This window comes from Zhongshania sp. (assembly GCF_029212375.1).
Lineage (GTDB): Bacteria > Pseudomonadota > Gammaproteobacteria > Pseudomonadales > Spongiibacteraceae > Spongiibacter.
Window position 1 is genome coordinate 52,169 of sequence record NZ_JARGNU010000010.1, and the last position, 24,208, is coordinate 76,376.

Below are 24,208 nucleotides of genomic sequence, written 5' to 3' on the forward strand. Positions count from 1 at the left end.
TCCGTATCCAGATCTTTGTTCAGGCAAAAAAAAACGCCCACATCGTAGCTCGTGGGCGTTTTCCGAAAGCCGCAATGGGCAGTCTCCACAGGCCAGAGGCCGTCGCGGTTAACGCTTGGAGAATTGTGGCTTCTTACGAGCTTTACGCAGACCGACTTTCTTACGTTCAACTTCACGTGAATCTCGGGTTACGAAACCAGCTTTACGCAGACTGCTGCGCAGGCCTTCGTCATATTCCATAAGAGCACGAGTAATGCCATGGCGAATCGCACCGGCTTGGCCGAAACTGCCACCACCTGCAACGGTCACCAAAATATCAAACTTTTCAGACATTTCGACCAGCTCTAATGGCTGACGAACGATCATGCGTGCTACTTCACGACCAAAATACTGGTCAAGAGTGCGATCGTTAACTGAAATAGCGCCGGTTCCTGCTCTCAGGAATACACGGGCTGACGAGGTTTTACGGCGACCTGTACCGTAATACTGGGTGGCTGACATATTACGCTTCCGTTAGATGTTCAGTTCAACTGGCTGCTGAGCGGTATGGGGATGCTCAGTACCAGCGTAAACTTTCAATTTTTTAAACATAGCACGACCCAGCGGGTTCTTGGGCAACATACCCTTTACCGCTCCCTGGATCACGCGCTCAGGGGCTTTCTCGATCAACTTCTCGAAGCTCATCGACTTCAATCCACCCGGATAACCGGTGTGGTGATGGTAGATCTTACCACTTGCCTTATTGCCGGTAACGCGAATTTTTTCCGCATTAACAACAACGATATAATCGCCAGTATCAACATGAGGCGTGTATTCAGGCTTATGCTTACCGCGCAAACGATGCGCAATTTCACTGGCCAAACGACCCAATGTTTTTTCGGCGGCGTCTACTACGTACCAGTCATGTATTACGTCACTGGGTTTTGCGCTTAAGGTTTTCATGTGTCTCGCCTATAGGGCCCGTACCGAACAAAGAGCGCGAATACTACATAAGCGCCACAGGTTTTTCAAGCGGAATATTTGGTTTTCTAAAGGAATAGCGACAAACACCGTTATGGACGGTGCTCTTGCCCAAGATAGTCCTCAGACTGCATTTCCAGCAGACGACTCTGAGTCCGCTCAAACTCAAAATCCAATCGGCCGCCAGTATACAGATTTTCAAGGGAAACTGCAGCCGACAAAACCAATTTAACGTTGCGATCGTAAAATTCATCAATTAAGTTAATGAAACGCCGCGCCTGATCGTCGCGCCCCGCCCCCATTTGCGGCACATTGCTAACCACTACCGCATGAAACACCCGCGCCAATTCTATATAGTCATACTGACTGCGTGGGCCATCACAGAGTTCGACAAAGTCAAACCACGCCACATCGTCGGCCACATAGCGCGCCACAATGTTTCGCCCTTCTATATCTAGAGCTTGATCAGCACTGACCGGCTCAGGCGCCAAGCGCTGAAAACTCCGCATCAAACTTTGCTCTGCCGCCTCGCCCAGCGGTTGATAATATAATTCAGCCTGCTCAAGAGCCCGCAAGCGGTAATCAACCCCGCCATCCACGTTGACGACTTCGGTACGTTGATTCAACAAGGCAATTGCTGGCAGAAACCTCGCGCGCTGCAAGCCATCTTTATAGAGACCGTCGGGAACAATATTTGAGGTCGCCACTAAAACCACGCCGCGCTCGAACAAACGCTCAAACAAACCAGCAAGTATCATCGCATCGGTGATATCCGAGACAAAAAACTCGTCAAAGCAAATCACTCTCGCCTCATCAGCGATGCGATCCGCGACAATCACAAGGGGGTTTTTTTCACCAGAAAGGGATTTCAGCTCTTTATGGACCCGCTGCATAAAGCGATGGAAATGCGCTCGCAATTTATTTTCAAACGGCAGGGTGTCGAAAAAGGTGTCCATCAAATAGGTTTTACCGCGCCCCACTCCGCCCCAAAAATACAGACCTTTAATATCGGCCACGGGTGATTTACGCCGCGTAATGCGCGCACTAACACTCGCCCAAAGCCCTGTCGCGCTAGGCATGGGCTGCGCCACAAGATCATCGTATAGACGCTGCAGACACATAACCGCTTGTTCTTGAGCTGCATCGTAAGAAAAATCTGCCAACTCAAGATCACGGCGATATCGCTGTATAGGGGTAGCCATTGTATGAGCCTCGTTCAAGACGGCGCAACTTTACCGGCCTGATTGTGAATTGGCAATTTTTTATCTCGGATTACTGAACCACAGAGCGCGAGCAGTTATACTTAGTTATACGAGAGTGACAAACACGTCGACTCACCGGAGGAGCTTCTGTGCAAGACTTTACCACATTGATCGCCGTTGCCATTATTTGCCTATTAAGTGGCGCCGCCATAGGCTACTTCGTCTTGGGCCGACTAAAACCCGAGCAGCAGAACCGTGCAGCACTAGAAAAGCAGTTCAGCGAAATGCAACAACAGCAGCAGGATTACCAGCAGCAAGTTAGCAGCCATTTCGACCGCACTGGCGAACTCCTTAACGAACTCGCCGAAAGCTACCGCAGCGTCCACAACCATATTGTGGAAGGCGCCCAAAATTTGCACAGTTCAGGCATCAGCCCGCTGCAAGCCCTCCCCGAAGGCCGTCCCGTACTGGAAAGCAAATCCAACAAAGTTGTGCCCTCGGCACCACCACTAGATTACGCACCTCGCCAGCCCGGCAAAAAAGGCGCACTGCACGAAGAGTTCGGCATGGACTCCGAAAAGAAAACCAAAGAACAAATCACCCCGCCGGTAGCGCCGCACCTCTGATTTCGCCGGCGTCACTTGCCAGCACCCAATCAGCCCATGCAAAAAGTACGCCCTAGCAGCTAAGCTAGGGCCTTACCGACCTGTCAGAGCATCACAACACGCTCCACACGCCCGCTAGGCGGGGTTATCGATGTCGATAAACTCATGATATAAATCAAAGCGCCCAGCCAGCTCCGCAGCCAAGGCCTGCACCCCGTAGCGCTCAGTGGCGTGATGACCTGCGCCAATATAGTGAATCCCCAGCTCTCGCGCAGCCAAAATAGTTGGCTCCGACACCTCGCCACTGAGAAAAGCGTCCATGCCCAGCGCAGCTGCCTTCTCTATATAAGACTGCGCCCCGCCCGTACACCAAGCAATACTCCGAATTGGCCGGCCGTGCCCCAGCTCTAATAGCGGGCGCCGCCCCAAAATTGTGGCGATATGATCAGCAAAATCCTGCGCTGACTGAGGGGCTGCTAACACCCCAACATTACCCACCGAACGGGGATTGTTCGGTTCAAGCCCACCCTGCACGGTAATACCCAACTGCTTAGCCAACTGAATATTATTACCCAATTCGGGATGTGCATCTAAGGGCAGGTGATAGGCGATCAAACTAATATCGTGCTGCAGCAATAACGCCAAGCGACGGCGCTTCATACCAACCACACAAGGATCTTCGCCCCGCCAAAAATAGCCGTGGTGTACTATGATGGCGTCAGCCTGTGCGTCTATTGCCGCCTCGATCAAGGCCTGCGACGCCGTCACCCCCGACACAATCCGACGCACATCACTGCGCCCAGCTACCTGCAGCCCATTTGGGCAGTAGTCGTTAAAATTTTGCGGCGCCAGCAGCTCGTCTGCGGCGGCCACTAAGGCGGACAATGAAACACTCATACAAGCTCCTAGAAATTCGAAAACGGCGTGATTCATGCTAGGCTTGCACGCCAACACTTTAGTCGAGGCCGGAAACGGCCAATTAGCGCATTACGAGGATCCCGCTTTTGAACCTGCCCAACCCCAAGACCCTGATTTGGCCAACACTCTGCGGGGTATTACTGGGCCTATGCATACTCACCTACCTACAGAGCCAGCGCGACCGCGACTACGTTTACGCCGTTGAGCACGCTGCTCCGGCAGTAGCCAACATATACACCACCAAGGTCGTTCAGCAGCGCCACCCCCTCGCCAATGACCCGCTATTCAAACACTTTTTCAGCCGCAACGGCAAAGTCAAACAACAGCTCGAACGCAGCTTGGGCTCTGGGGTTATTGTTAGCGATGCCGGCTACTTGCTCACCAACTACCACGTTATTAACGGCGCCGACGAAATATTAGTACTACTTCACGACGGCCGCCAAGCCCTTGCCAGCGTTATTGGTAGCGACGCCGACACTGATCTTGCGGTACTTAAAATCGACCTAGATGGACTCACCAGTATAAGCATCGGCGATCCGAGTAAAATACGGGTCGGCAATATCGTTTTAGCTATTGGCAACCCCTATGGTTTTGGGCAAACCGTAACTCAGGGCATTGTCAGCGCCACCGGCCGCTACGGCCTTGGCCTGAGCCAATTTGAAAATTTTATTCAAACCGATGCGGCCATCAACCCTGGCAACTCCGGCGGCGCACTAATCGACACCAAAGGCCGCCTGCTTGGAATCAATACCGCCATCTACACCCAGAGCGGCGGTTCAACCGGCATAGGCCTTGCCATTCCCACGGATCTCGCGCTGCGCACCATGAGCGACCTCATTAGCTACGGCCGCCCCCTGCGTGGCTGGCTGGGTATCGAGGTGCAGCCGGTGGGCATTGGCACTAACGGCGTGGTCATAACCGCCCTAGCCACTAGCGGCCCAGCCGAGAAGGCGGGGCTCAAAATTGGTGACATTCTCACTGAAATTAACGGTGAACAAGTCGGCGACGGTCACGCAGGCATGAAGCTGATCACTTACACTCGCCCAGGCGAGCGGGTGCGAATCGGATTATTGCGGGGTGAAGAGGTACTCACTATCGAGACGCAAGTGGCCGAGCGCCCCAATAGCTAAATCAATTGGCTAGAATTGCCTGCAAAGACGCAAGCAACACGGCATTCTCTTCTGGGCGACCAACGGTAATCCGCAAATATTGCTCAATACGAGCTTGTTTGAAGTGGCGAACGATTACGCCATCTTCACGCAAGCCGGCAGCCAAGGCGGCCGCATCGCGGCTGCAGTGACGACAAAACACAAAGTTCGCCGCCGAGGGCAACACCTCAAAATCCAGCGCCGTTAACGCCTGCACAAGCTTATCGCGCTCACTGACTACCGCTTGTTGGCACTGTTCAAAATAGGCCTGATCGGCAAACGAGGCGACCGCGCCACGCTGCGCGAGTCGATCGAGAGGATAAGAGTTAAAGCTGTTCTTAATTCGCTCTAAAGCCTCAATCAAATCTGGGTGACCAACGGCAAACCCCACGCGCAAACCCGCCAGCGAACGCGACTTAGACAAGGTCTGAGTAACGAGCAAATTAGGAAAGCGCTCAACGAGACAAATTGCCGATTCGCCGCCAAAATCCACATAGGCCTCATCGATAACGACCACGGTCTCGGTATTCACCATCAATAGCCGCTCAATCTCGGCGAGGGGCAAAAAGCATCCCGTCGGCGCATTTGGGTTGGGGAAAATAATCCCGCCCTTCATGCCCGTGTAATCGCCAACCCGAATTTGGAAAGACTCGTCCAGCGGTATCGCCTCATAGGGAATACCGTACAAACCACAGTAAACTGGATAAAAGCTGTAGGTAATATCGGGAAATAGCAGCGGCTTACCGTGCTGAAACAGGCCGTGAAAAATATGCGCCAGCACTTCATCTGAACCGTTGCCAACAAACACCTGTGCGGCGTCCACGCCGTGATAATCAGCAATCGCTGCTTTTAACAAATCGCTATTGGGATCTGGGTAGCGGCGCAAATCATCGCCCAGCTCATCCTGTATCGCCGCCAACACCTTTGGCGACGGTCCGTAGGGATTCTCATTGGTATTAAGCTTGGTGAGCTTGTGCATTTTAGGCTGTTCACCAGGCACATAGGGCACCAAGCCCTTAACGAAGGGACTCCAAAACCGGCTCATGTCGACTCCTCGCCAGCGCTATTCGCAGGCAATAAACGGTACTCTGCACTGCGGGCGTGAGCAGTTAAAGACTCACCCCTGGCCAGCACCGAAGCCACCTTGGCCAACTCTGCAGCACCCGCCGCCGAACAGCCAATAATAGATGAGCGCTTTTGAAAATCGTAAACACCCAGCGGCGAAGAAAACCGCGCGGTGCCCGACGTTGGCAATACGTGGTTCGGCCCAGCACAGTAATCACCCAGCGCCTCAGGCGTATAGCGCCCCATAAAAATCGCCCCCGCGTGACGAATTTTTGGCAGCAAGGCCTCGGCATTGTCCACCGACAACTCCAAATGCTCTGGGGCGATGCGATTGCTTAACGCAATGGCTTCGTCGAGATCCTTCACCAAAATCAGGGCGCCACGCGCCAATAGCGACTGGCGAATAATCGCTGCCCGCTCAGACTCTGGCAATAATTTGGCAATACTCGCGGCCACGGCATCCAAAAATGCGGCATCGGGGCTCAGCAAAATAGACTGCGCATCTTCGTCGTGTTCGGCTTGAGAAAACAAATCCATCGCAATCCAATCTGGATCGGTTTTACCGTCGCAGATCACCAGTATTTCCGAGGGGCCGGCAATCATATCCAAGCCAACGCTGCCGAAAACCTGACGCTTCGCAGTGGCCACATAAATGTTGCCTGGGCCAACGATTTTATCAACCTTAGGAATGGTCTCAGTGCCGTAGGCCAAGGCACCAACTGCTTGCGCGCCGCCCACAGTAAACACCCGATCAACACCGGCGATTGCGGCCGCCGCCAAGACCATGTCGTTGACAAAGCCCTTTGGGGTTGGCGACACCATAATCAATTCATCCACCCCCGCCACCTTGGCGGGAATCGCATTCATTAACACCGATGAGGGGTAGGTTGCTTTGCCACCGGGCACGTACAAGCCAACCCGCTCAAGCGGGGTGATTTGCTGACCCAGCACGGTGCCGTCTGCCTCGGTGTAAGACCAAGACTCCTGACGCTGATGCTGGTGATAGCTGCGGATACGCTCGGCAGCTTTTTCCAACGCCGCGCGAACATCCGCGGGAATGGATTGCAAAGCCGCCTGCATGCGCGTCTGCGAAATCTCTAGCTCAGCAGCCGTCGCCACATCTACGCCATCAAACTGCTTGGTATAAGCCAGCAATGCCGCATCGCCGTCGCCGCGGATAGCCGCTAATACACTGGCCACGGTGTTGGACACCATGGGATTGGTCGTGGCCTCCCAGTCTAGCAAAGCCGTTAGTGCGGCATCAAAACCGGCATCTGCCGCGCTCATGCGCCGAATAAGTTCCGCCATTACACAGACTCCGATGCAGCTTGGCGAGCCTCCACGGCGGCCGTCAATTTGCCGATAATATCTTGAATGCTCTGGTGCTTACGCTTCATCGCCGCCTTGTTAACCACCAAGCGCGAGCTGACATCGGCAATCATATCCCGCGGCTCCATACCATTGGCGCGCAGGGTATTGCCGGTATCAACAATATCGACGATCAAGTCAGCCAAATTCATCAAGGGCGCCAGCTCCATCGCCCCATAGAGTTTGATTAATTCCACTTGGATACCCCGCTCAGCAAAATGACGCCGCGCAACGTTCACAAATTTGGTCGCCACCCGCACTCGGCCGTGAGGCAGTGCTTCGCCAACTCGCCCCGCAGTCATTAAGCGACAGCGGGCAATATTCAGGTCCAGCGGCTCATACATATCTGCCGCGCCGATCTCGAGCAGCATATCTTTGCCCGCCACACCAATATCTGCCGAGCCCAGTTTTACATAGGTCGGCACATCGGTACCGCGAATCACAATTAGCTGAATATGAGCGTGATTGGTTTCAAAAATCAACTTGCGGCTGCTGCTGATATCTTCGAGCGGCACAATGCCAGCCTCGGCTAGCAGGGGCAGGGTTTCTTTAAGAATACGCCCTTTAGTTAGGGCGATAGTAACCGGCTGATCCACAAGTAAACTCCAAGAACTGATAAATTCTAATTGGCAACTCGGCGAATATCGGCGCCGAGGGCGAGGAATTTCTCCTCAATACATTCATAACCGCGATCGATATGGTAAATCCGATCAACCAAGGTTTCACCGTCGGCGACCAAGCCAGCAATAACCAAACTTGCCGAGGCGCGCAGGTCACTAGCCATTACCGGCGCACCCTTGAGACGGTTAATACCCTTAATCATAGCGGTATTACCTTCAATAGTGATTTTAGCGCCCATACGGTTCATTTCATGGGTTTGAATCAAACGATTTTCAAAAATCGTTTCGGTAACGTGAGATACGCCATCGGCCACGGTATTCATCGCGGTAAACTGGGCCTGCATATCGGTAGGGAAACCCGGATACGGCATAGTCTTAATGTTCACCGCCTTGGGCTGACGCCCCTCCATGTCGAGGGTAATCCAGTCGGCGCCACTTTCGATTTTGGCACCCGCCTCTTCCAGCTTAACGAGTACCGCCTCTAAGGTCTCAGGACCAATATCTCGCAGCCGGATAGAACCGCGACTAGCCGCTGCCGCCACCAAATAGGTACCCGCTTCAATACGGTCGGGCATCACTGAGTATGTGCAGCCATTTAGGCGTTTAACACCGTCGATGGTAATTGTCGCCGTACCATGACCGGTGATTTTGGCACCCATGGCGATCAGGCAATTTGCCAAATCGACAATTTCAGGCTCACGCGCGGCGTTTTCTAGCACGGTGCGGCCGTTAGCCAGCGCCGCCGCCATCATTACATTCTCTGTACCACCAACGGTAACCATATCAAATAAAACATGGGCACCCCTTAAACCACCCTCTGGCGCCCGCGCAGTGATATAACCTTCGTCGATATCAATAATTGCACCCATCGCCTCAAAGCCGCGCAGATGCTGATCTACCGGCCGACTACCGATCGCGCAGCCGCCAGGAAATGACACTTTCGCGTGTCCGAAATGAGTTAACAAAGGACCCAGCACCAAAATCGAGGCGCGCATGGTTTTCACCAGCTCATAGGGCGCCGTTGTTTCGGTGGTGGTTGACCCATTAATTTCAACGCCGAGCCGCTCGTCGACAATCAGCTCGGTGCCCATGCTGCGCAATAACGCAATCATGGTGGTAACGTCGTGCAAATGTGGGAGATTGCGGATTAATACCGGCTCACTGGATAGTAAGGTGGCGGCAAGAATCGGCAGCGCCGCATTTTTAGAACCGGACACGCGAATCTCTCCGGCCAAAGGGCCGCAGCCGCGTATAAGCAACTTATCCATGAAATCTCCTGGAAAGTCCCGTAAGCCTCAGGCTTGGGCTTCCTCGGGGGTAATAGCTTTAATATTAATAGCGTGCAGTGAACCGTCGCGGATCCAATCGTTAACTGCAGCATAAACCAATTGCTGGCGTTTAACTGCGCGCAAACCGGCAAACGCAGCACTCACAACCCGAACATCAAAATGACTGCCGTCGCCGCCAACAGCCACTTCGCTCTCGGGGAAATGTTCAGAAAGACGTTGTTCAATCTGGTCTGTTTGCATGACAATTCTACCTGTATTCATCACTAGCGATATCAAGCGCGGAATTGTACGCAATTGCGGTCAACATGGCGAGGTGAATACCCCTTCGGACTTAACACCTCGCCAAGAATGCTTCTATTTTATTCAGCAGCCTTTTCCATCACTTCTTTCGGCACGACAATCCAGTTATCAATGACTTTATCGACATCACCATCATATTGTTTTAAAGCAGCATTAAACTGACTTGAAAAGATACGACCCAAGTTCACACCCTCGATAATCACATTTCGCAGCTTCCACATACCATTAGAATCTTTACGAACGGAATACACCAGCTGGTAGGGCTTTGCGCGCTCACCATAAATATCTTGGCGCACGCCCACATTGCCGGATAAGTCCACATCATCTTCCAGCGGCAGTACTTCTATTCGATTCCCATTAAAACCCAGCAGACCTTTTGAGTAAGTATTAATCAGACCATCTTTAAAACTATCGGTAAAACGAATAACCCGCTCGCGGAACTGGGCGCGCTCGGCATCAGTCTTCAGGCTCTCGTAATAACCTCGGCTGCCGTATTTCCCCATAATGCCGCGAGCAAAACTTTGAAAGTCGACAACATCATCCATTATGCGGCGCACTTCACTGGTAAAGCGCTCCGGATCTTTATCTACATAGCTACGCGCCTCCTCAATTACTTTCACCAACTCTTGAGTGGTGTCGGCAACCAGCTCATATGGCCCCTTCGCCGCAGCAGATGCCTGACTAAACAGGCCAAAAGTCATCAATGCCGCCAGTAAAATTTGCTTAAACATAGTTTTCCCTCAATAAATTTAAACCGTATAAACACGGCACAACACTGCTAACCGTAAGCTTCGACCCCCTTTCACGGGAATGTCTCCCAAATCTCAGGCCAGCTAATCCTGTTATTTTGTCACATTGGAAATTATCATAGCTAACATTAGCCCCAGCTTAACGGGCAATTCACATAATTCAGGTAATCGCGCGTGACCAATCCATCATCTTATACCAGCTCAGCCCTGCGTGTTATCCGCATGGAAAGGGACGCCGTTGCCGTTCTCGCCGAGCGCATCGACGAAAGCTTCGGCCGCGCCTGCGACATTCTACTCGCTTGCAAGGGTCGCGTCGTGGTGACTGGCATGGGTAAATCCGGTCATATCGGCAATAAAATTGCCGCCACCCTCGCCAGCACCGGCACCCCCGCTTTTTTTGTTCATCCGGGCGAGGCCAGCCACGGCGACTTGGGCATGATCACCGCCGGCGACGTAGTGATTGCGCTATCTAACTCCGGCACCACTGGCGAATTAATTACTATTTTACCCCTGCTTAAATTGCTGGCCGTGCCGGTGATTGCCCTCACCGGCAACCCCGCCTCAGAGCTCGCCACCACCGCAGACGTGCACCTAAACGTCGGCGTGGCCGAAGAAGCCTGCCCGCTAAACCTCGCGCCCACGTCTAGCACTACGGTTACCTTAGTCATGGGCGACGCACTGGCTATCGCCCTGTTAGAGGCCAGAGGCTTTACCGCCAACGACTTCGCCCTGTCCCACCCCGGTGGCGCGCTGGGCCGCAGGCTCATACTCAAAATTGATAGCATTATGCACACTGGCGACAGCATTCCCAAAATCACGCTGGGCAGTGCCCTAAGCGGCGCCCTGCTGGAGATGAGCAGCAAAACCCTTGGCATGACCACAGTAGTTGACCAAAATGGCGTACTCGCCGGCATCTTCACTGATGGCGACCTGCGCCGCGCTATTGACCGCGGTATTGATATACACAGCTGCCCGATAGATGACATTATGACCCGCAACTGCCGCACCATTAAGCCAGGCACTATGGCGGCGGAAGCACTGCGCATTATGGAAGATAATAAAATTACGGTACTGGTTGCCGTTAACGACAATGGCCAACCCGTTGGCGTCATCCACACCCACGACCTGCTCAAAGCAGGCGTTGCCTAGGAAACTGCAGCACCATGCATAGCGTGATTGAAAAAGCGAAAACCATCAAACTTTTGGCGATGGACGTCGACGGCGTACTCACCGATGGCAGCCTCTACTTTGGCAATAGTGGCGAAGAAATGAAGGCCTTCAGCATTCTCGACGGCCTCGGCATTAAATTGCTTCGCGATGCAGGCATTAAGCCGGCAATCATTACCGGTCGCTGCTCAGAGCTGGTCAAGCGCCGCGCTGGCGAACTTAAAATCGAACTGATCTATCAAGGCCGCGAAGACAAACTCGTCGCCCTCGAAGAATTGCGCGCCGACCTCGGCCTTGAAATGCAAGACATCGCCTATGTCGGCGACGACCTGCCCGACCTCTCCGCCATCCGCAAAGCTGGGCTCGGCATTACCGTTGCCAACGGCCACCACTTCGTTGCCCGTCACGCCGACTGGCAAACCACCGCTGCGGGTGGCAACGGCGCCATACGCGAGGTTTGCGAGCTAATCCTTAAAGCGCAAGGCAAACTGAATAGCGCCTTGGAGCAATACCTCTAAGATGAAGCAAATCAAATTCACCATATTCTCTGTGCTATCGGCCATTACCGCAATGGCCGGCACGGTGGTGTATCTCACCCAATTCAGCGAAAGCGGCAAATTAAGCATTACTGAGCGCTTTGAAGCAGTACCAGACGCCGATTCGCATCTACGCCAAGTTAGCGGCATAAAATACAGCGCCGACGGCCATATTGCCTATAAGTGGCGCGCCACCAGCGCCGAGCGTTTGATCTCTGATGGCTCGATAGCATTGCAAGAACCCTTTTATATCGGCAATATCGCAGACCAACGGCCGTGGACCGCCAGCGCCAAGGTCGGCAAACTATCGCAGGACGGCGAGCACTTAACCTTACGGAATACAGTGCTAGTAAAAGATTTGATTCGCCAAGCACAAATAAGCACAGAATTACTGCGAATCAATTTAGACAGCAGCGAAGTGAGCACCGATCAAGCATTAACCCTCTCACTGCGCAATGGCAAAACCCACTCAATGGGCATGAAAGCCAGCATGAAAAATGAACGTATTGAACTCCTCGACCAGGTAAAAGGCCACTATGACCCCATCTAAAGCCGCGCTCGCCACCACGCTGCTACTCAGCGTTAGTTGCATTGCGCTGAGCTTACCCGAAGACCGCAAGCAGGCCATCAACCTGAGTTCTGACCGCGCAATTTACGAAAACAACCAAGGCGTCTACATCGGCAATGTCAGCATGAGCCAGGGCTCCCTCAAAATTAGCGCCGACAAGCTCACTATAATCGAAGCCAATCGCAAGGTTGAAAAAGTCATCGCCGAGGGCAGCCCCGCATATTTTGAACAGCAGCCCAGAGCGGATGAAGGCGTGGTGGTTGCCAGCGCCCAGCGCATTGAGTACAGCCTGCAACAAGAAGAGATTTTGCTGCAGCGCAATGCCTCTATTACTCATCGAGGCTCAAAAATCTCTGGCGACAGGGTGGTTTACAACGGACGCAAGCAAATGGTGGTTGCCGACGGCGGCACCGCTGAAAAAGAGCATCGCGTCAAAATGACCCTCCAGCCCCAAGCCATCCCCGACAGTGAAGCCCCTGCCGATGACAAGCCCGCCACCAGCCCCACCGTGGAAAGCACCAATAGCGAAGAGTCGCCTTAACTATGCCCGTACTGCAAGCCAGTAATCTCGCCAAAGCCTACAAGGGCCGCGAAATCATTAAAGATGTTTCGCTCACCATTAGCAGCGGTGAAATTGTAGGTTTACTCGGCCCCAATGGCGCCGGTAAAACCACCTGTTTCTATATGATTGTCGGCATTGTAAACGCCGACCGCGGCTCAATTCGTCTCGATGACCGCGATCTAACGCTTTCATCAATTAGCGGCCGCGCCAAGCATGGCGTCGGTTATCTGCCCCAAGAGGCTTCGATATTTCGCAAATTAAGTGTCGCCGATAATATTATGGCCATTCTTGAAACCCGCAGCGACCTCAACCGCAAGCAGCGCAAGGAAAAACTCGAGGCCCTGCTGCAAGAATTTCATATCACCCATATCCGCAAATCAATGGGCATGTCACTCTCTGGCGGCGAACGTCGCCGAGTTGAAATAGCCCGCGCACTGGCTACCGAACCCAGTTTTATCCTGCTTGACGAGCCCTTCGCTGGGGTCGACCCAATCTCGGTAAACGACATTCAAAATATCGTAAAACACCTGCAAGCGCGGGGTATTGGCGTACTCATTACCGACCACAATGTCCGCGAAACCCTCGACATTTGCGACAAGGCCTACATCGTTGGCGAAGGCCGCATCGTCGCCGAAGGTGACGCTAACACCGTGCTAAACAACCAAATTGTGCGGGATATTTATCTTGGCGATAAATTCACTTTATAAAGCCAAAACCTTGACCCCAGTTATGCATGGCTGGGGCCAGAATCAGCCTCATTATTTTAATTCAAAACTCGCTAACTTTTACAAATGAATCGGCACAGGTATTGCAGGTAATGATTGTCCCGACTACACTGCAAGAGAGGCATAATTATTGCCGGTAGAACAAAACCATTTGTTCATGTTGCCACTGTCCTGTTGTAGAAGCCGCTGCCTATGAAACAATCGCTACAGCTCAAAGTCGGTCAAAGCCTGACCATGACACCTCAGCTGCAACAAGCGATTCGCTTATTACAACTCTCCACCCTCGACCTTCAGCAAGAAATTCAATCGGCGCTAGACTCAAACCCGCTGCTTGAAATCAGCGACGATGACGGCGACATCGAGGTCAATACCGAACCGACTTCCGCCGAACCCAAAAAAGCCGAAAAAAGCAGCGACCAAGAAACCGAAGCGCCACAGCCAGAAGCCGACGCCGACTGGGCAGAGCGCAGCGATATACCCGAAGATCTCCCCGTCGACAGCCAGTGGGACGACGTGTACCAAACCGCCGGAAGCAGCTCTGGTTCCGGTTCCTCGTCGGAAGACAGCGACTACAACAACGACTACCGCAACACTAGCTCAGATTCGCTACAAGACCATCTTCGCTGGCAGCTCAACCTCAGCCGCTTATCAGAAATCGACCGAATCATTGCCGAAGCCATTATCGACGCCATCGACGAGAAGGGCCGCCTAACAGTTAGCGCCGAAGAACTGGTTGAAGGCTTTGCCAATGAAGACATTGAAATCGAAGAATTCAATGCGGTGTTACACCTTATTCAACAATTTGACCCACCAGGCGTCGGCGCCCGCGACCTACAAGAGTGCCTGTTAATTCAGTTAAAGCAATTGCCCGCCGGCACCCCTTACGCGGAAGAAGCCACCCTTGTTGTAAGCCAATACATGGCGCAATTGGGAAATCGCGACTATAACCAAATTATGCGTCGCTGCCGCTTGAAAGAAGACCAGCTTCGCGAAGTGATTAAATTAGTTCAATCACTTAACCCCACTCCCGGTGACGGCATTGGTGCCGACTCCACCGAGTATGTGGTTCCCGATGTGTTTGTGAGCAAAAAGGAAGATCGCTGGTTGGTTGAACTTAATCCTGACATTGCACCCAAAATCCAGATTAATGCCCATTACGCGGCACTGGCGCGCAAAAGCAGCAACAGCAGTGACAACGATTATATTCGTGACAACCTACAAGAAGCGCGCTGGTTCATTAAAAGCTTGCTCAGCCGCAACGAGACCTTAATGAAAGTAGCCACCAAAATTGTAGAGTATCAGCGCGGCTTTTTTGAATACGGCGAAGAGGCCATGAAGCCACTCGTATTACACGATATTGCCGAGGCGGTGGGCATGCACGAGTCCACCATCTCGCGGGTAACCACCCAAAAATACATGCACACCCCGCGGGGAATTTTTGAGCTAAAGTTCTTTTTTTCCAGTCATGTATCCACCGATACTGGCGGCGAATGCTCCTCTACCGCGATTCGCGCACTAATCAAAAAACTAGTTGCCGCCGAAAACCCGCGCAAGCCGCTGAGCGACAGCAAAATTACTGACTTACTGGGCGAGCAAGGCATTCAAGTTGCCCGCCGCACCATTGCAAAATACCGAGAATCACTGGTTATTCCGCCCTCAAACGAGCGGAAACGACTAGTATAGTGGCAGTGCCCCTGTTACGGTCATTGTCGTCATACACGCGCCGTGAGGCGCTGGTTATTTTCAGCGATGAAGGAGTAAAATATGCAGATTACTGTTAGTGGTCATCACGTTGACGTCACCCCGTCTCTTCGCGATTACGTCAATGCTAAGTTCGGCAAACTTCAACGACATTTTGACAACATCACCAATACTGATGTCACCCTGTCCGTCGAAAAGCTAATTCAAAAAGCCGAGGCCACCGTTCACGTTGCCGGCGCCGACTTATTTGCCACCTGCGAATCGGAGGATATGTACGCGGCAATCGACAGCCTAACCGACAAACTTGACCGGCAATTAATTAAACACAAAGAAAAATCGTTGGGCCGCTAAGGCCTTACGATCCACTCTCCCACTCTGTTGCAAGAAACCATGATACTCAATTCCATTCTCACACAAGGACGCACCCACAGCGGTGCGTCCATCACCAGCAAAAAGCGCCTTCTCGAATACATCTCTACCGAGATCAGCGCCGACAACAGCGAATTTGACGCCGACGAATTATTCAATGAATTACTCGCCAGAGAACGCTTGGGCAGCACCGGCATTGGCTATGGCGTGGCCATTCCCCACTGCCGCAGCAGTCGCTGCTCGGCGATCACCGGCATGCTACTCAAGCTAGACCAGCCCATCGACTTTGAAGCTGTCGACGACGCACCAGTTGACCTCGTATTTGCGCTTATCGTTCCCGCCGAGGCCCACGACGAGCACCTCAAGGTGCTCGGCGCATTGGCGACCGCATTTAATGAGGAATCGTTTCGTCGCGATCTGCGCAACGCCAGCACCGATCAAGCGCTTTTTGAACGCGCATTGCAGCCCTAATGGAGCTCATTATCCTCAGCGGCCGCTCTGGCTCAGGCAAAAGTACCGCCCTCCACCAACTAGAGGACGAAGGCTTTTACGCCATCGACAATCTACCGGTGTCGCTCCTGCCCGAACTGGTCCGCGAGCTGTCGCAAAGCCCCCTAAAGGTTCATCAACAGGTCGCCGTATGTATCGACGCGCGCAACTCTCAAGATGGCTTAGCGCGTTTCAAAAGCCTCTGCGAGCAAGTTAAACAACACGCGCGACTGCGCATCGTATTTCTCGATGCCGGCGACGACAAATTAATCAAACGCTTTAGCGAAACCCGCCGCCGCCACCCGCTTACCACTGACTCACTGCCACTGGCCGACGCGATCAAACTGGAGTCTCGGCTGCTCGAGCCCATTGTTGTTGAGGCCTCGCTGGCCATCGACAGCAGCGACATGACAGTACACGAATTACGCGCCACCATTCGTGACCGCATCCTTGGCGTCGATGCCAGCCGCCTTGCAGTGCAGCTAAAATCCTTCGGTTTTAAGCGCGGGCTGCCCATCGACGCCGACCTAGTTTACGATCTGCGCATGCTGCCCAACCCCCACTGGCAGGATGATTTGCGCACCTTGACCGGCAAAGACCCGGCGGTGCAAGACTTTCTTGGCCAGCAAACCGATGTGCAGCTCATGCGCGCCGATATTTTGCAGTATTTGCAAACTTGGCTGCCCAAAATTGAAGCCAGCAACCGCAGTTATTTCACCATTGCCATTGGTTGCACCGGCGGCCAACATCGCTCAGTATATATGGTTGAATCCCTCGCCGAGGCGCTTCGCAACAACTACCCAGACCTCCAAGTTCGCCACCGCGAACTGCAGCACTAGAGTCATTACGATGGTCGAAACCAAACTAATAATTATTAATAAATTAGGCCTGCACGCGCGCGCAGCCGCAAAACTTGTCGCCACCACCACCGCTTACAGCGCGGCAATCACCATTCGGATTGGCGACAAGCCCGTCGATGGCAAAAGCATTATGGCGCTGATGATGCTCGCCGCCAGCAAGGGCACAGAAATCACCGTCAACTGTCAAGGCAGCGACGAAGACGCCGCTATGGCGGCGGTACAAGATCTTATTAATCAACGTTTTGGCGAAGGGGAATAAGATTTAACTTTATTTCGTCAGCAGCTCCCTCGCGGATTGTTGCGCGGCCCGCTTTAAAGGATAATTGGCCAGACTTCTCTTTTAACCATCACGGCTCAGGCTAGGGATAGGTATGGCCCAGACTGCAGACAAGCTTCAAACCGAGAGCCAACTCAAAACCCTCAATGACGCCTTGGGTTCCGGTGGCTTTCTGCAAATCCGCCGTATGTTAAATGGCCTGCCCCCCGCAGACGCCGCCCACCTTATTGAATCTACACCGCACAAAATTCGTAGTGTGCTGTGGCAGCTGATCGACATTGAGAATGAAGGTGACATCCTCCAACACCTCAATGACGAAGTGCAGAGCCAATTTTTGCGCCAGATGGACGCCGAAGAAGTCGCCGCCATCACCGAAGGCCTTGAAACCGATGATATTGCTGACATCCTCCAGCAATTACCGGATCGGGTTATTCGCGAAGTTCTCGAGTCGATGGATCATCAAGATCGCCTGCGCGTAGAGCATGTGCTGTCCTTCGATGAGGACACCGCCGGCGGTTTGATGAACACCGACACGATTACCGTGCGGCCTAACATCACCCTCGACGTGGCACTGCGCTATTTACGTCGCCACGAAAGCCTGCCCGAAATGACCGACAGCCTGATTGTGGTCAACCGCAACGATCAGTACATCGGCATATTGTCGCTGCGCAAACTGCTGGTATCTGACCCCAGCGTCACGGTGCGGGAAATCATGGACACCGAGGTCGAACCAATCTCGGCCAGCATGTCGTCTAACGAAGTCGCCATGCTCTTCGCCCGTCACGACTGGGTGTCGGCGCCGGTTATTGGCGACAACAGTCTACTATTGGGCCGAATCACCATCGATGACGTGGTTGACGTTATCCGCGAAGAATCCGACCACTCGCTGATGAGCATGGCGGGTTTGGACGAGGATGAAGACACCTTCGCCGCCGTACTCACCACCGCACCGCGCCGCGCAATTTGGCTGGGCATCAACCTGCTCACCGCGTTTATCGCCTCTGGGGTAATCAATTTATTTGAAGCCACCATTGAAAAAGTCGTGGCCTTGGCCGTGCTCATGCCAATAGTTGCCAGCATGGGCGGCGTAGCGGGCACCCAAACCCTCACCGTGGTTATTCGCGGTATGGCGCTAGGCCACATCAGCCGCGACAATAGCCGCTGGCTAATTAATCGCGAAATCATGGTTGGCGCCATAAACGGCCTACTGTGGGCGGTCATTGTGGCGGGCGCTACCACGCTGTGGTTTGGCGACCCACTAATGGGCGCCATCATTGCCGCCGCAATGGTCATTAATTTAATTACTGCGGCACTGGCCGGCGCCGCCCTGCCACTTATTATGAAATCAATGAAAATAGATCCGGCACTCGCCGGTGGCGTGGTATTAACCACCGTCACCGACGTGATTGGCTTTATGTCCTTTCTTGGCCTCGCCTCCTACTTCTACGCCTAATAGCAATGGAATTTAATGTGACTGACGCAATACCCGAATCGGAACGCCCCAGCAAAACGGCGGTTAAAAAAGAGATGCAGGCCCTTCAGCAATTGGGGGAACAGCTGGTTAAACTCAGCAATAACGAATTGGCCAAAATTCCAATTCACGACGAACATCTCTCTGAAGCACTTAGCACCGCACGCAAGCTGACCAGCCGCGAAGCGCTGCGCCGCCAGCTGCAATACATTGGCAAGCTGATGCGCGACACCGACCTCACTGAGATTGAAGCCGGTCTCGCTAAACGCGAAGAGGGCCAGCGGGAGCAGGCCAAACAATTCCAGCGCCTAGAGTTGCTGCGCGACGAACTCGCCACCACGGGTGTCAGCGCCATTGAGAAAGTATTGGAGGACTTCCCCCACGCCGACCGTCAGCGCCTGCGCCAACTGGTGATGCAAATCGACAAAGACGCCCAAGCCAAAAAGCCGCCGGCGGCAAAACGCAAACTCTTCCAATACCTCAAAGAGCTGCAAATTCACAAGCCGGCCAGCTAATTTTTTAATAGCAAATACTTATAGGCGGCGGTGCTGCGCAACCGGCATTCGCCTGCGCAGCGCGGCTTGCGCGGCGGCGTCATACACTGCGGTCACGCAGGCTTCACCCAAGCCCGCCTCAGCCAACACCCGCCCCCAACTGTCAACAATCACAGAACCGCCCGAGGTTTCCCGTTTGGGGTCGTGAACACCACCCTGATTGGCCGCCACAATTAGGCACTGGTTTTCAATGGCTCGCGCGCGCAGCAAGGGCAGCCAATGCGCCCAGCCGGTGCTGCGAGTAAATGCGGAGGGCAAGGCAATAATATCGAGATCAAGGCTTAACATCGCGCGAAATAATTCAGGAAAACGCAGGTCGTAACACACCGCCAAGCCCAGCCGGCCTAAACTCGTGTCTACTACCGTTACCGAACTGCCGGGGGCATAGGTATCCGACTCCCGATACCGGCCGTGGCCATCGGCAACATCGGCGTCGAACAAATGTATTTTTCGGTAGCTGCCCAAGCAACTGCCGTCGGCAGCAAACACCAAGCAGCATGCATAAACGCGACCGTCCTCGGCGGGCAGCGGAATAGTGCCACCAATCACAATCAACTGATAACGACTCGCCAAGGCGCTCAAAAAAGCCTGTAAAGGCCCCGCAACGGCTTCGTGAGCCGCCACTTTTTTAATTTCGGCACTGCCAAACATCGCAAAATTTTCTGGCAACACCGCGAGCTTTGCACCCCGCGCTGCGGCCTGCGCCACCAACCGCTCTGCCCGCTGCAAATTTGCGGCAAGATCATTAACCGAAACCATTTGAATAGCCGCTACAACGGTCGCAACCTGCTGCCCGTAACGCTCGTTATGCGATTCTTGCAGTTCCGCCATTTTAGCTCCGCCATTATTGCATTCCAGGCTTGGCACTCGACCTACTCGCGTCAGCGGGCTTATCAACTTCGTCATCAAAAATATTTTTAAAGGTGAGTTCCGGGTCTTGGATGGTACCCGAAATTTCGTAAACCGCGCTGGAAAAACTATTCATCTGCTCTTCAAACACCTTACTCACCACATACACTCCCGCGGCCGCTGGCAAGCCGCCAACCAAGGCCGCCACCCACGGCAGATTACTCCCTACCGGCAACGTTGCCACCAAGCGCAGATCTGGCACATCGTTTAGCAAATTAATTGCGCCGGTCATTTGGAAGCGACTCGACGGGCCGTGCACATCCAGCGGCGACGACAAGGTTAACTGACCATCGGCAAGCGCTAAACCACCGCGCATGCGATCAAAATAAATGCCTTTTTTAAATACATCGCGAAAATCAAACTTTAGCCGGCGGACAATATTGGCCATATTAAAAATACTGAATATGCGCAAGGTGCCGCTGGCTGCATCCGACGTTTTTAAAAAGCGTCCGTCTTTAAACGAGAAACTAAAACTGCCTTCGCTGTCGGCTAGCGCCCACTGAGTCGGCGTGCCTAGCCACTGTAAATCTAAGTCAAAGTTACCGCGGCGGGTTTCCATTACCTTGGGGTAGCCAAAGCCCTGTAAAACGCCACCCAAGTCGCCAAGCCCGAACTGGCCCCGCAACTGCGACGAAACGCGGCCGCTGTCATCCTGTAGCCAATGCAAAGTACTGCTGCCCGCCACCGTTGCCAATTCAATGCCCCGCAGGCTACCCCGCAGATTATTAAAATGCGCCCCACGACTGTCACTGCGCAAATCAAAACCGAGCGGCCCCCAAGCCTCCCCTCCCACAAAAAGCGTCTGAATATTAAGGTCAATATTTTGTAAGCCGCGCGGATCAATACCGGCCAAGCTGTCTTCACCCCCATCACCACCGCTGGCGGCCGGCAAATACAAGTACTCTAAATCAATATTAAAAGCTTGGTTCGCCGGCGCATTGCGGGGAATATTAATATCCCCCTGCAATTGGGGACTACTCACATGCAATAGCCAAGAGTTTGGATGACTTACCAAGCCGATATCCACCGACTCGAGCAAATTACCGAATATCATCAGCTCGTCAATGCGTAAACTGTTGGCACTAAACGCCATGCCCGATTCATTGCCGTCGCCGGCCGCTGCGAGTTCAAGATAACGGTCAAGCACCCGCCGCCACTGATCAAAATCAGCAAACTCCAAGCGTCCACCAATGGTCATCCGGCCAGGCATAAGTAGATGAGAGCTATTGCCCGGCGGCCGGGCACCCAGCAATAAATCAGCGCCAAATACCTTGCCCTCTTGAAAACCCAGCAACAGACTTAATTGCTCAGCCAGATTGATTTGCATTACCTGCACATCGCCATCTAGCGGCAACGTAATATTCACATTGCGTTTTTGCTCAGCGGTTTTATAGAGCGGCTGGGGCAGCAGAATATTAACCCCCTGTAGATCGCTGCTCACCCGCAAGCTCGGCTCGGCGCCGGTTTGAATATGCAAGCGCGCAGCCGCGCTACCTGTAAAGAAGCTCATTGCCGGTTGCGCCGTCCAGCGCTGGAGGTCGCCCATCGCTACCTGGCCACTAACATCAACGTCGAGCTGGGCTCCAGTCTGCTTTATAGTCGCGGTCAGGGGCTGACCAAACAAGCTCGCACGCAGGCCACGACTGCGCAAACCTCGCGCAGTGTCGTAATGTAAATGTCCTTTAGCATCACTGAGGTTTAAGCGGTAATCCTTCATTTCTACAGTTGAAAAATCAATGTCGGCATCCACATTAACCGCCAACTCGGGTTCATCGCTAAAGGCCATGGTCAACGCAAAATCAATCGCCGCATCACCTTCGCCCTGCCAGTGATCAAAGGTTTTACCCACATATTGGTGCAGCGGGGTTTCCGTTAGCAAGCGCTGAGCTTGGGTAAAACTGGGCTTGGCGGCAGCGCGAACGGTGAGTGTAATTGGCCCCGCCGAGGCAGGACCTACGGCAACCCGAAGATCCTCAACTGCTAGACCGTCTAGCGCGCCAGCACCCTCAAGCCAAGCGTCAACAAGGTTGTTATCAATAAACACCTGCGCGGCATCGCCCGTCAGTGCTGGCCAGTCGGGGCGAAAAGCCAGTTCAATATCGCTTAAGTCTAAATAGAGTTGCACCGTGGGGTGGTCCTCGGTGGACGCCAGCAGCGAACCCCGAAAAATAAAGCCCGCAACATCGGCATGGCCACCGCGAATACTGTCTTTCAACCAATCGAGTAGGGACGCATGCAATACCTTGGGTGTGTAGCGCTCGTGCACCGTCGCGTCGGCATCGCGGGCGCCAATCACCAGGCTCATCTGCGGTTCATTCTTGGCGTCTTTGTGTAGCGGCAAATCCAAACTCAGCAAGGCCGCAATTGGCACGCCCTCGTTTTCGCCGCGAATTAAGCCACTGCTTACCTGCAAGCGCTCATCGTCATAGCGCCAATTCAGCTCGGCGTTAACCTTTTGCAAGGAAAAGGCCTTGTCATATAAATGCGGAAAGGCCAAGGCCAGCTGATCGGATTTAAGCAGCAATTTACCTTGCTTGGGTTTGATCTCTAAATACCCGGAAAGCCCGCTGGCCGCTGGCGCGCCCTGCCAAGCCTCAACACTGAGTTCGCTGGCTTCAGCCCGCAAACTAAAGTCTGCAAAACCAGCTACCGAGGTCAATAAATCAAACTGGATATTGCGCAGTAGACCTTTAGGCGCCAATTCCTCCAGTGTTGCCTGCAAACCGGGGCTGAGCGCATCACTCGCCAGCAGCAAACTATTTGAGACATCAAGGTCGAGCTGGGGCAAGCTAAATTGCCACATTGACGCGTCTGGGCGACTCGCAGCTAGCCCCGCCAAATCTAAATTTAAATCGTGCCAGCGAGCGTCAAATTCCAAAAAGCCGATCCGCCAAAAGCCGTCGCGATGACTGCCACTAAAACGCATATTCACATCGCTAAGCACCGCGTCTTGCGCACCCCACAACACCCCAACCGACAGCGCCGGCGTATTAAGTACGCCGTTCAAGCTAACTCGCTGCCCCTGCCGCCAGTTAAGCCACAGCTCACCACTCACTTCGCTATTAATTAAAGCCGCACTATCTTGAAACAACGGCGCTAAGGCGCTCAACCGGCTGTCTTTTATCACCATGTAAGCGCTGGCGCTAAAGTGGTCGGTATTGCGAGGGTCGCCGTAGGCTTCCACTAATAATTGAATATCACCGTCGCTATCGGTATTTAGCTTGGCGTAGACCCGACGAAACTTGTCGTCGCTGCGCAGGGAGAAATCCCGCGAGCTTATCTGAGTTTGATCACCGTTGAGGTAATGAAGCTTAATCGCAAACAATTCGAGACTGGCATTGCGAACCCCTAATACCGAATCAATTAGTGCGTCGGGACTGCTGCCACCCTGGGTGTTGAGGCCGGGAATAAACCAGCGACCATCATCTGCTTGCGCCAATTCCAAATTGAGCTGACCCACATCGATCTGGCGAATTGTCGGCCGACCAGTGAACAGCGAGCTAATAACGTCGATTTCAATCCGCGCATGGTCAAACCGCAGCGCAGCGCTTTCTCCGAGCTGAAAATCCAATAACTCGATAACGGGCGACAGTCCCTTCCAAGTTCCGCGCATCGCGCTAGCCTGCAAGTGAACGCCCGAAAGCGCCTCAGCCTGCTGAAATATTTCGCTCTGATAGCGCTCCACCAAACCAATATACTGGCGGCCCAAGCTCGCGTAGAGCGCCAGCAATACCAAGCCGACGAGCGCAAGACTCCAGAGCAGGGTATAGGTTTGACGAAGTAGGCGTTTGAACAT

Annotated in this window: 26 protein-coding genes; 14 read left to right on the forward strand and 12 right to left on the reverse strand. The window is 53.4% G+C overall.

The genetic code is table 11. From position 1 onward, the window contains the following. Positions 1–108: 108 nt before the first annotated feature. From rpsI to zapE, 3 genes are all read right to left on the reverse strand, one after another. A complete protein-coding gene (gene rpsI, locus P1U47_RS11590) occupies positions 109–501 on the reverse strand; it encodes a 30S ribosomal protein S9 (RefSeq protein ID WP_301029094.1) in 393 nt (130 codons plus the stop codon). A 12-nt stretch (positions 502–513) separates the two neighbouring features. Continuing rightward, a complete protein-coding gene (gene rplM, locus P1U47_RS11595) occupies positions 514–942 on the reverse strand; it encodes a 50S ribosomal protein L13 (RefSeq protein ID WP_008251607.1) in 429 nt (142 codons plus the stop codon). Positions 943–1,052: 110 nt separating this feature from the next. Next, a complete protein-coding gene (zapE, locus tag P1U47_RS11600) occupies positions 1,053–2,162 on the reverse strand; it encodes a cell division protein ZapE (RefSeq protein WP_301029096.1) in 1,110 nt (369 codons plus the stop codon). Positions 2,163–2,311: 149 nt separating this feature from the next. Between zapE and P1U47_RS11605 the strand changes: the two genes are divergently transcribed. Further along, complete coding sequence (locus P1U47_RS11605) at positions 2,312–2,788, forward strand: DUF1043 family protein (protein ID WP_301029097.1); 477 nt, start codon at positions 2,312–2,314, stop codon at positions 2,786–2,788. Between the two features lie 114 nt (positions 2,789–2,902). Here the strand turns inward: P1U47_RS11605 and P1U47_RS11610 are convergent, their stop codons facing one another. Continuing rightward, on the reverse strand, positions 2,903–3,664 hold the full coding sequence (locus P1U47_RS11610; RefSeq protein ID WP_301029098.1) for a Nif3-like dinuclear metal center hexameric protein: 762 nt from the start codon (positions 3,662–3,664) through the stop codon (positions 2,903–2,905). Positions 3,665–3,771: 107 nt separating this feature from the next. Between P1U47_RS11610 and P1U47_RS11615 the strand changes: the two genes are divergently transcribed. Further along, positions 3,772–4,815, forward strand: coding sequence for a trypsin-like peptidase domain-containing protein (locus P1U47_RS11615; RefSeq protein WP_301029099.1), 1,044 nt, complete (start codon positions 3,772–3,774; stop codon positions 4,813–4,815). A gap of 1 nt (position 4,816) precedes the next feature. Here P1U47_RS11615 and hisC read toward each other — a convergent pair whose 3' ends face one another. The 6 genes from hisC to P1U47_RS11645 form a co-directional block, all read right to left on the reverse strand. Beyond that, complete coding sequence (hisC, locus tag P1U47_RS11620) at positions 4,817–5,878, reverse strand: histidinol-phosphate transaminase (RefSeq protein ID WP_301029101.1); 1,062 nt, start codon at positions 5,876–5,878, stop codon at positions 4,817–4,819. Next, a complete protein-coding gene (gene hisD, locus P1U47_RS11625) occupies positions 5,875–7,206 on the reverse strand; it encodes a histidinol dehydrogenase (protein WP_301029102.1) in 1,332 nt (443 codons plus the stop codon). The genes hisC and hisD overlap by 4 nt, the downstream gene beginning before the upstream one ends. Next, positions 7,206–7,862, reverse strand: a complete 657-nt coding sequence (gene hisG / locus P1U47_RS11630; protein ID WP_301029104.1) for an ATP phosphoribosyltransferase — start codon at positions 7,860–7,862, stop codon at positions 7,206–7,208. The genes hisD and hisG overlap by 1 nt, the downstream gene beginning before the upstream one ends. 26 nt (positions 7,863–7,888) lie before the next feature. After that, positions 7,889–9,154, reverse strand: coding sequence for a UDP-N-acetylglucosamine 1-carboxyvinyltransferase (gene murA / locus P1U47_RS11635; RefSeq protein WP_301029105.1), 1,266 nt, complete (start codon positions 9,152–9,154; stop codon positions 7,889–7,891). 27 nt (positions 9,155–9,181) lie between these two features. After that, the gene (locus P1U47_RS11640; protein WP_301029106.1) at positions 9,182–9,415 is read right to left on the reverse strand and encodes a BolA/IbaG family iron-sulfur metabolism protein; all 234 of its coding nucleotides are present in this window, start codon (positions 9,413–9,415) and stop codon (positions 9,182–9,184) included. A gap of 119 nt (positions 9,416–9,534) precedes the next feature. After that, on the reverse strand, positions 9,535–10,206 hold the full coding sequence (locus tag P1U47_RS11645) for a phospholipid-binding protein MlaC (protein WP_301029107.1): 672 nt from the start codon (positions 10,204–10,206) through the stop codon (positions 9,535–9,537). Positions 10,207–10,398: 192 nt separating this feature from the next. Between P1U47_RS11645 and P1U47_RS11650 the strand changes: the two genes are divergently transcribed. The 12 genes from P1U47_RS11650 (at position 10,399) to yjgA (ending at position 19,464) form a co-directional block, all read left to right on the forward strand. After that, positions 10,399–11,373 (forward strand): KpsF/GutQ family sugar-phosphate isomerase, encoded by a 975-nt coding sequence (locus tag P1U47_RS11650; protein ID WP_366943160.1) that lies wholly within the window; start codon positions 10,399–10,401, stop codon positions 11,371–11,373. A 14-nt stretch (positions 11,374–11,387) separates the two neighbouring features. After that, a complete protein-coding gene (locus P1U47_RS11655; RefSeq protein ID WP_301029108.1) occupies positions 11,388–11,909 on the forward strand; it encodes an HAD family hydrolase in 522 nt (173 codons plus the stop codon). 1 nt (position 11,910) lies between these two features. Continuing rightward, positions 11,911–12,477, forward strand: coding sequence for an LPS export ABC transporter periplasmic protein LptC (gene lptC / locus P1U47_RS11660; RefSeq protein ID WP_301029109.1), 567 nt, complete (start codon positions 11,911–11,913; stop codon positions 12,475–12,477). After that, on the forward strand, positions 12,464–13,036 hold the full coding sequence (gene lptA, locus P1U47_RS11665; RefSeq protein WP_301029110.1) for a lipopolysaccharide transport periplasmic protein LptA: 573 nt from the start codon (positions 12,464–12,466) through the stop codon (positions 13,034–13,036). The genes lptC and lptA overlap by 14 nt, the downstream gene beginning before the upstream one ends. A gap of 2 nt (positions 13,037–13,038) precedes the next feature. After that, the gene (gene lptB / locus P1U47_RS11670; RefSeq protein ID WP_301029111.1) at positions 13,039–13,764 is read left to right on the forward strand and encodes an LPS export ABC transporter ATP-binding protein; all 726 of its coding nucleotides are present in this window, start codon (positions 13,039–13,041) and stop codon (positions 13,762–13,764) included. Positions 13,765–13,974: 210 nt separating this feature from the next. Next, positions 13,975–15,465 (forward strand): RNA polymerase factor sigma-54, encoded by a 1,491-nt coding sequence (locus P1U47_RS11675; protein WP_301029112.1) that lies wholly within the window; start codon positions 13,975–13,977, stop codon positions 15,463–15,465. A gap of 81 nt (positions 15,466–15,546) precedes the next feature. Beyond that, positions 15,547–15,834 carry a ribosome-associated translation inhibitor RaiA gene (raiA, locus tag P1U47_RS11680; protein WP_301029113.1) on the forward strand — a complete coding sequence of 96 codons (288 nt, stop codon included), beginning with the start codon at positions 15,547–15,549 and terminating at the stop codon, positions 15,832–15,834. A 39-nt stretch (positions 15,835–15,873) separates the two neighbouring features. Then, positions 15,874–16,323 carry a PTS sugar transporter subunit IIA gene (locus P1U47_RS11685; protein WP_301029115.1) on the forward strand — a complete coding sequence of 150 codons (450 nt, stop codon included), beginning with the start codon at positions 15,874–15,876 and terminating at the stop codon, positions 16,321–16,323. Next, positions 16,323–17,180 carry an RNase adapter RapZ gene (gene rapZ, locus P1U47_RS11690; protein ID WP_301029117.1) on the forward strand — a complete coding sequence of 286 codons (858 nt, stop codon included), beginning with the start codon at positions 16,323–16,325 and terminating at the stop codon, positions 17,178–17,180. The genes P1U47_RS11685 and rapZ overlap by 1 nt, the downstream gene beginning before the upstream one ends. A 10-nt stretch (positions 17,181–17,190) precedes the next feature. After that, complete coding sequence (locus P1U47_RS11695; RefSeq protein WP_301029118.1) at positions 17,191–17,460, forward strand: HPr family phosphocarrier protein; 270 nt, start codon at positions 17,191–17,193, stop codon at positions 17,458–17,460. 112 nt (positions 17,461–17,572) lie between these two features. Further along, positions 17,573–18,931 (forward strand): magnesium transporter, encoded by a 1,359-nt coding sequence (gene mgtE, locus P1U47_RS11700; RefSeq protein ID WP_301029120.1) that lies wholly within the window; start codon positions 17,573–17,575, stop codon positions 18,929–18,931. Positions 18,932–18,948: 17 nt separating this feature from the next. Then, complete coding sequence (gene yjgA / locus P1U47_RS11705; RefSeq protein WP_301029122.1) at positions 18,949–19,464, forward strand: ribosome biogenesis factor YjgA; 516 nt, start codon at positions 18,949–18,951, stop codon at positions 19,462–19,464. 18 nt (positions 19,465–19,482) lie between these two features. Here the strand turns inward: yjgA and P1U47_RS11710 are convergent, their stop codons facing one another. Next, positions 19,483–20,334 carry a carbon-nitrogen hydrolase family protein gene (locus P1U47_RS11710; protein ID WP_301029123.1) on the reverse strand — a complete coding sequence of 284 codons (852 nt, stop codon included), beginning with the start codon at positions 20,332–20,334 and terminating at the stop codon, positions 19,483–19,485. Positions 20,335–20,347: 13 nt separating this feature from the next. After that, positions 20,348–24,208 (reverse strand): YhdP family protein, encoded by a 3,861-nt coding sequence (locus P1U47_RS11715; RefSeq protein WP_301029125.1) that lies wholly within the window; start codon positions 24,206–24,208, stop codon positions 20,348–20,350.

Coding starts and splice junctions, on each gene's coding strand:
- rpsI (WP_301029094.1), bottom strand. CDS start 501: ATGTCAGCCACCCAGTATTACGGTACAGGTCGCCGTAAAACCTCGTCA.
- rplM (WP_008251607.1), bottom strand. CDS start 942: ATGAAAACCTTAAGCGCAAAACCCAGTGACGTAATACATGACTGGTAC.
- zapE (WP_301029096.1), bottom strand. CDS start 2,162: ATGGCTACCCCTATACAGCGATATCGCCGTGATCTTGAGTTGGCAGAT.
- P1U47_RS11610 (WP_301029098.1), bottom strand. CDS start 3,664: ATGAGTGTTTCATTGTCCGCCTTAGTGGCCGCCGCAGACGAGCTGCTG.
- hisC (WP_301029101.1), bottom strand. CDS start 5,878: ATGAGCCGGTTTTGGAGTCCCTTCGTTAAGGGCTTGGTGCCCTATGTG.
- hisD (WP_301029102.1), bottom strand. CDS start 7,206: ATGGCGGAACTTATTCGGCGCATGAGCGCGGCAGATGCCGGTTTTGAT.
- murA (WP_301029105.1), bottom strand. CDS start 9,154: ATGGATAAGTTGCTTATACGCGGCTGCGGCCCTTTGGCCGGAGAGATT.
- P1U47_RS11640 (WP_301029106.1), bottom strand. CDS start 9,415: ATGCAAACAGACCAGATTGAACAACGTCTTTCTGAACATTTCCCCGAG.
- P1U47_RS11645 (WP_301029107.1), bottom strand. CDS start 10,206: ATGTTTAAGCAAATTTTACTGGCGGCATTGATGACTTTTGGCCTGTTT.
- P1U47_RS11655 (WP_301029108.1), top strand. CDS start 11,388: ATGCATAGCGTGATTGAAAAAGCGAAAACCATCAAACTTTTGGCGATG.
- lptC (WP_301029109.1), top strand. CDS start 11,911: ATGAAGCAAATCAAATTCACCATATTCTCTGTGCTATCGGCCATTACC.
- lptA (WP_301029110.1), top strand. CDS start 12,464: ATGACCCCATCTAAAGCCGCGCTCGCCACCACGCTGCTACTCAGCGTT.
- lptB (WP_301029111.1), top strand. CDS start 13,039: ATGCCCGTACTGCAAGCCAGTAATCTCGCCAAAGCCTACAAGGGCCGC.
- P1U47_RS11675 (WP_301029112.1), top strand. CDS start 13,975: ATGAAACAATCGCTACAGCTCAAAGTCGGTCAAAGCCTGACCATGACA.
- raiA (WP_301029113.1), top strand. CDS start 15,547: ATGCAGATTACTGTTAGTGGTCATCACGTTGACGTCACCCCGTCTCTT.
- P1U47_RS11685 (WP_301029115.1), top strand. CDS start 15,874: ATGATACTCAATTCCATTCTCACACAAGGACGCACCCACAGCGGTGCG.
- rapZ (WP_301029117.1), top strand. CDS start 16,323: ATGGAGCTCATTATCCTCAGCGGCCGCTCTGGCTCAGGCAAAAGTACC.
- P1U47_RS11695 (WP_301029118.1), top strand. CDS start 17,191: ATGGTCGAAACCAAACTAATAATTATTAATAAATTAGGCCTGCACGCG.
- mgtE (WP_301029120.1), top strand. CDS start 17,573: ATGGCCCAGACTGCAGACAAGCTTCAAACCGAGAGCCAACTCAAAACC.
- P1U47_RS11710 (WP_301029123.1), bottom strand. CDS start 20,334: ATGGCGGAACTGCAAGAATCGCATAACGAGCGTTACGGGCAGCAGGTT.
- P1U47_RS11715 (WP_301029125.1), bottom strand. CDS start 24,208: ATGTTCAAACGCCTACTTCGTCAAACCTATACCCTGCTCTGGAGTCTT.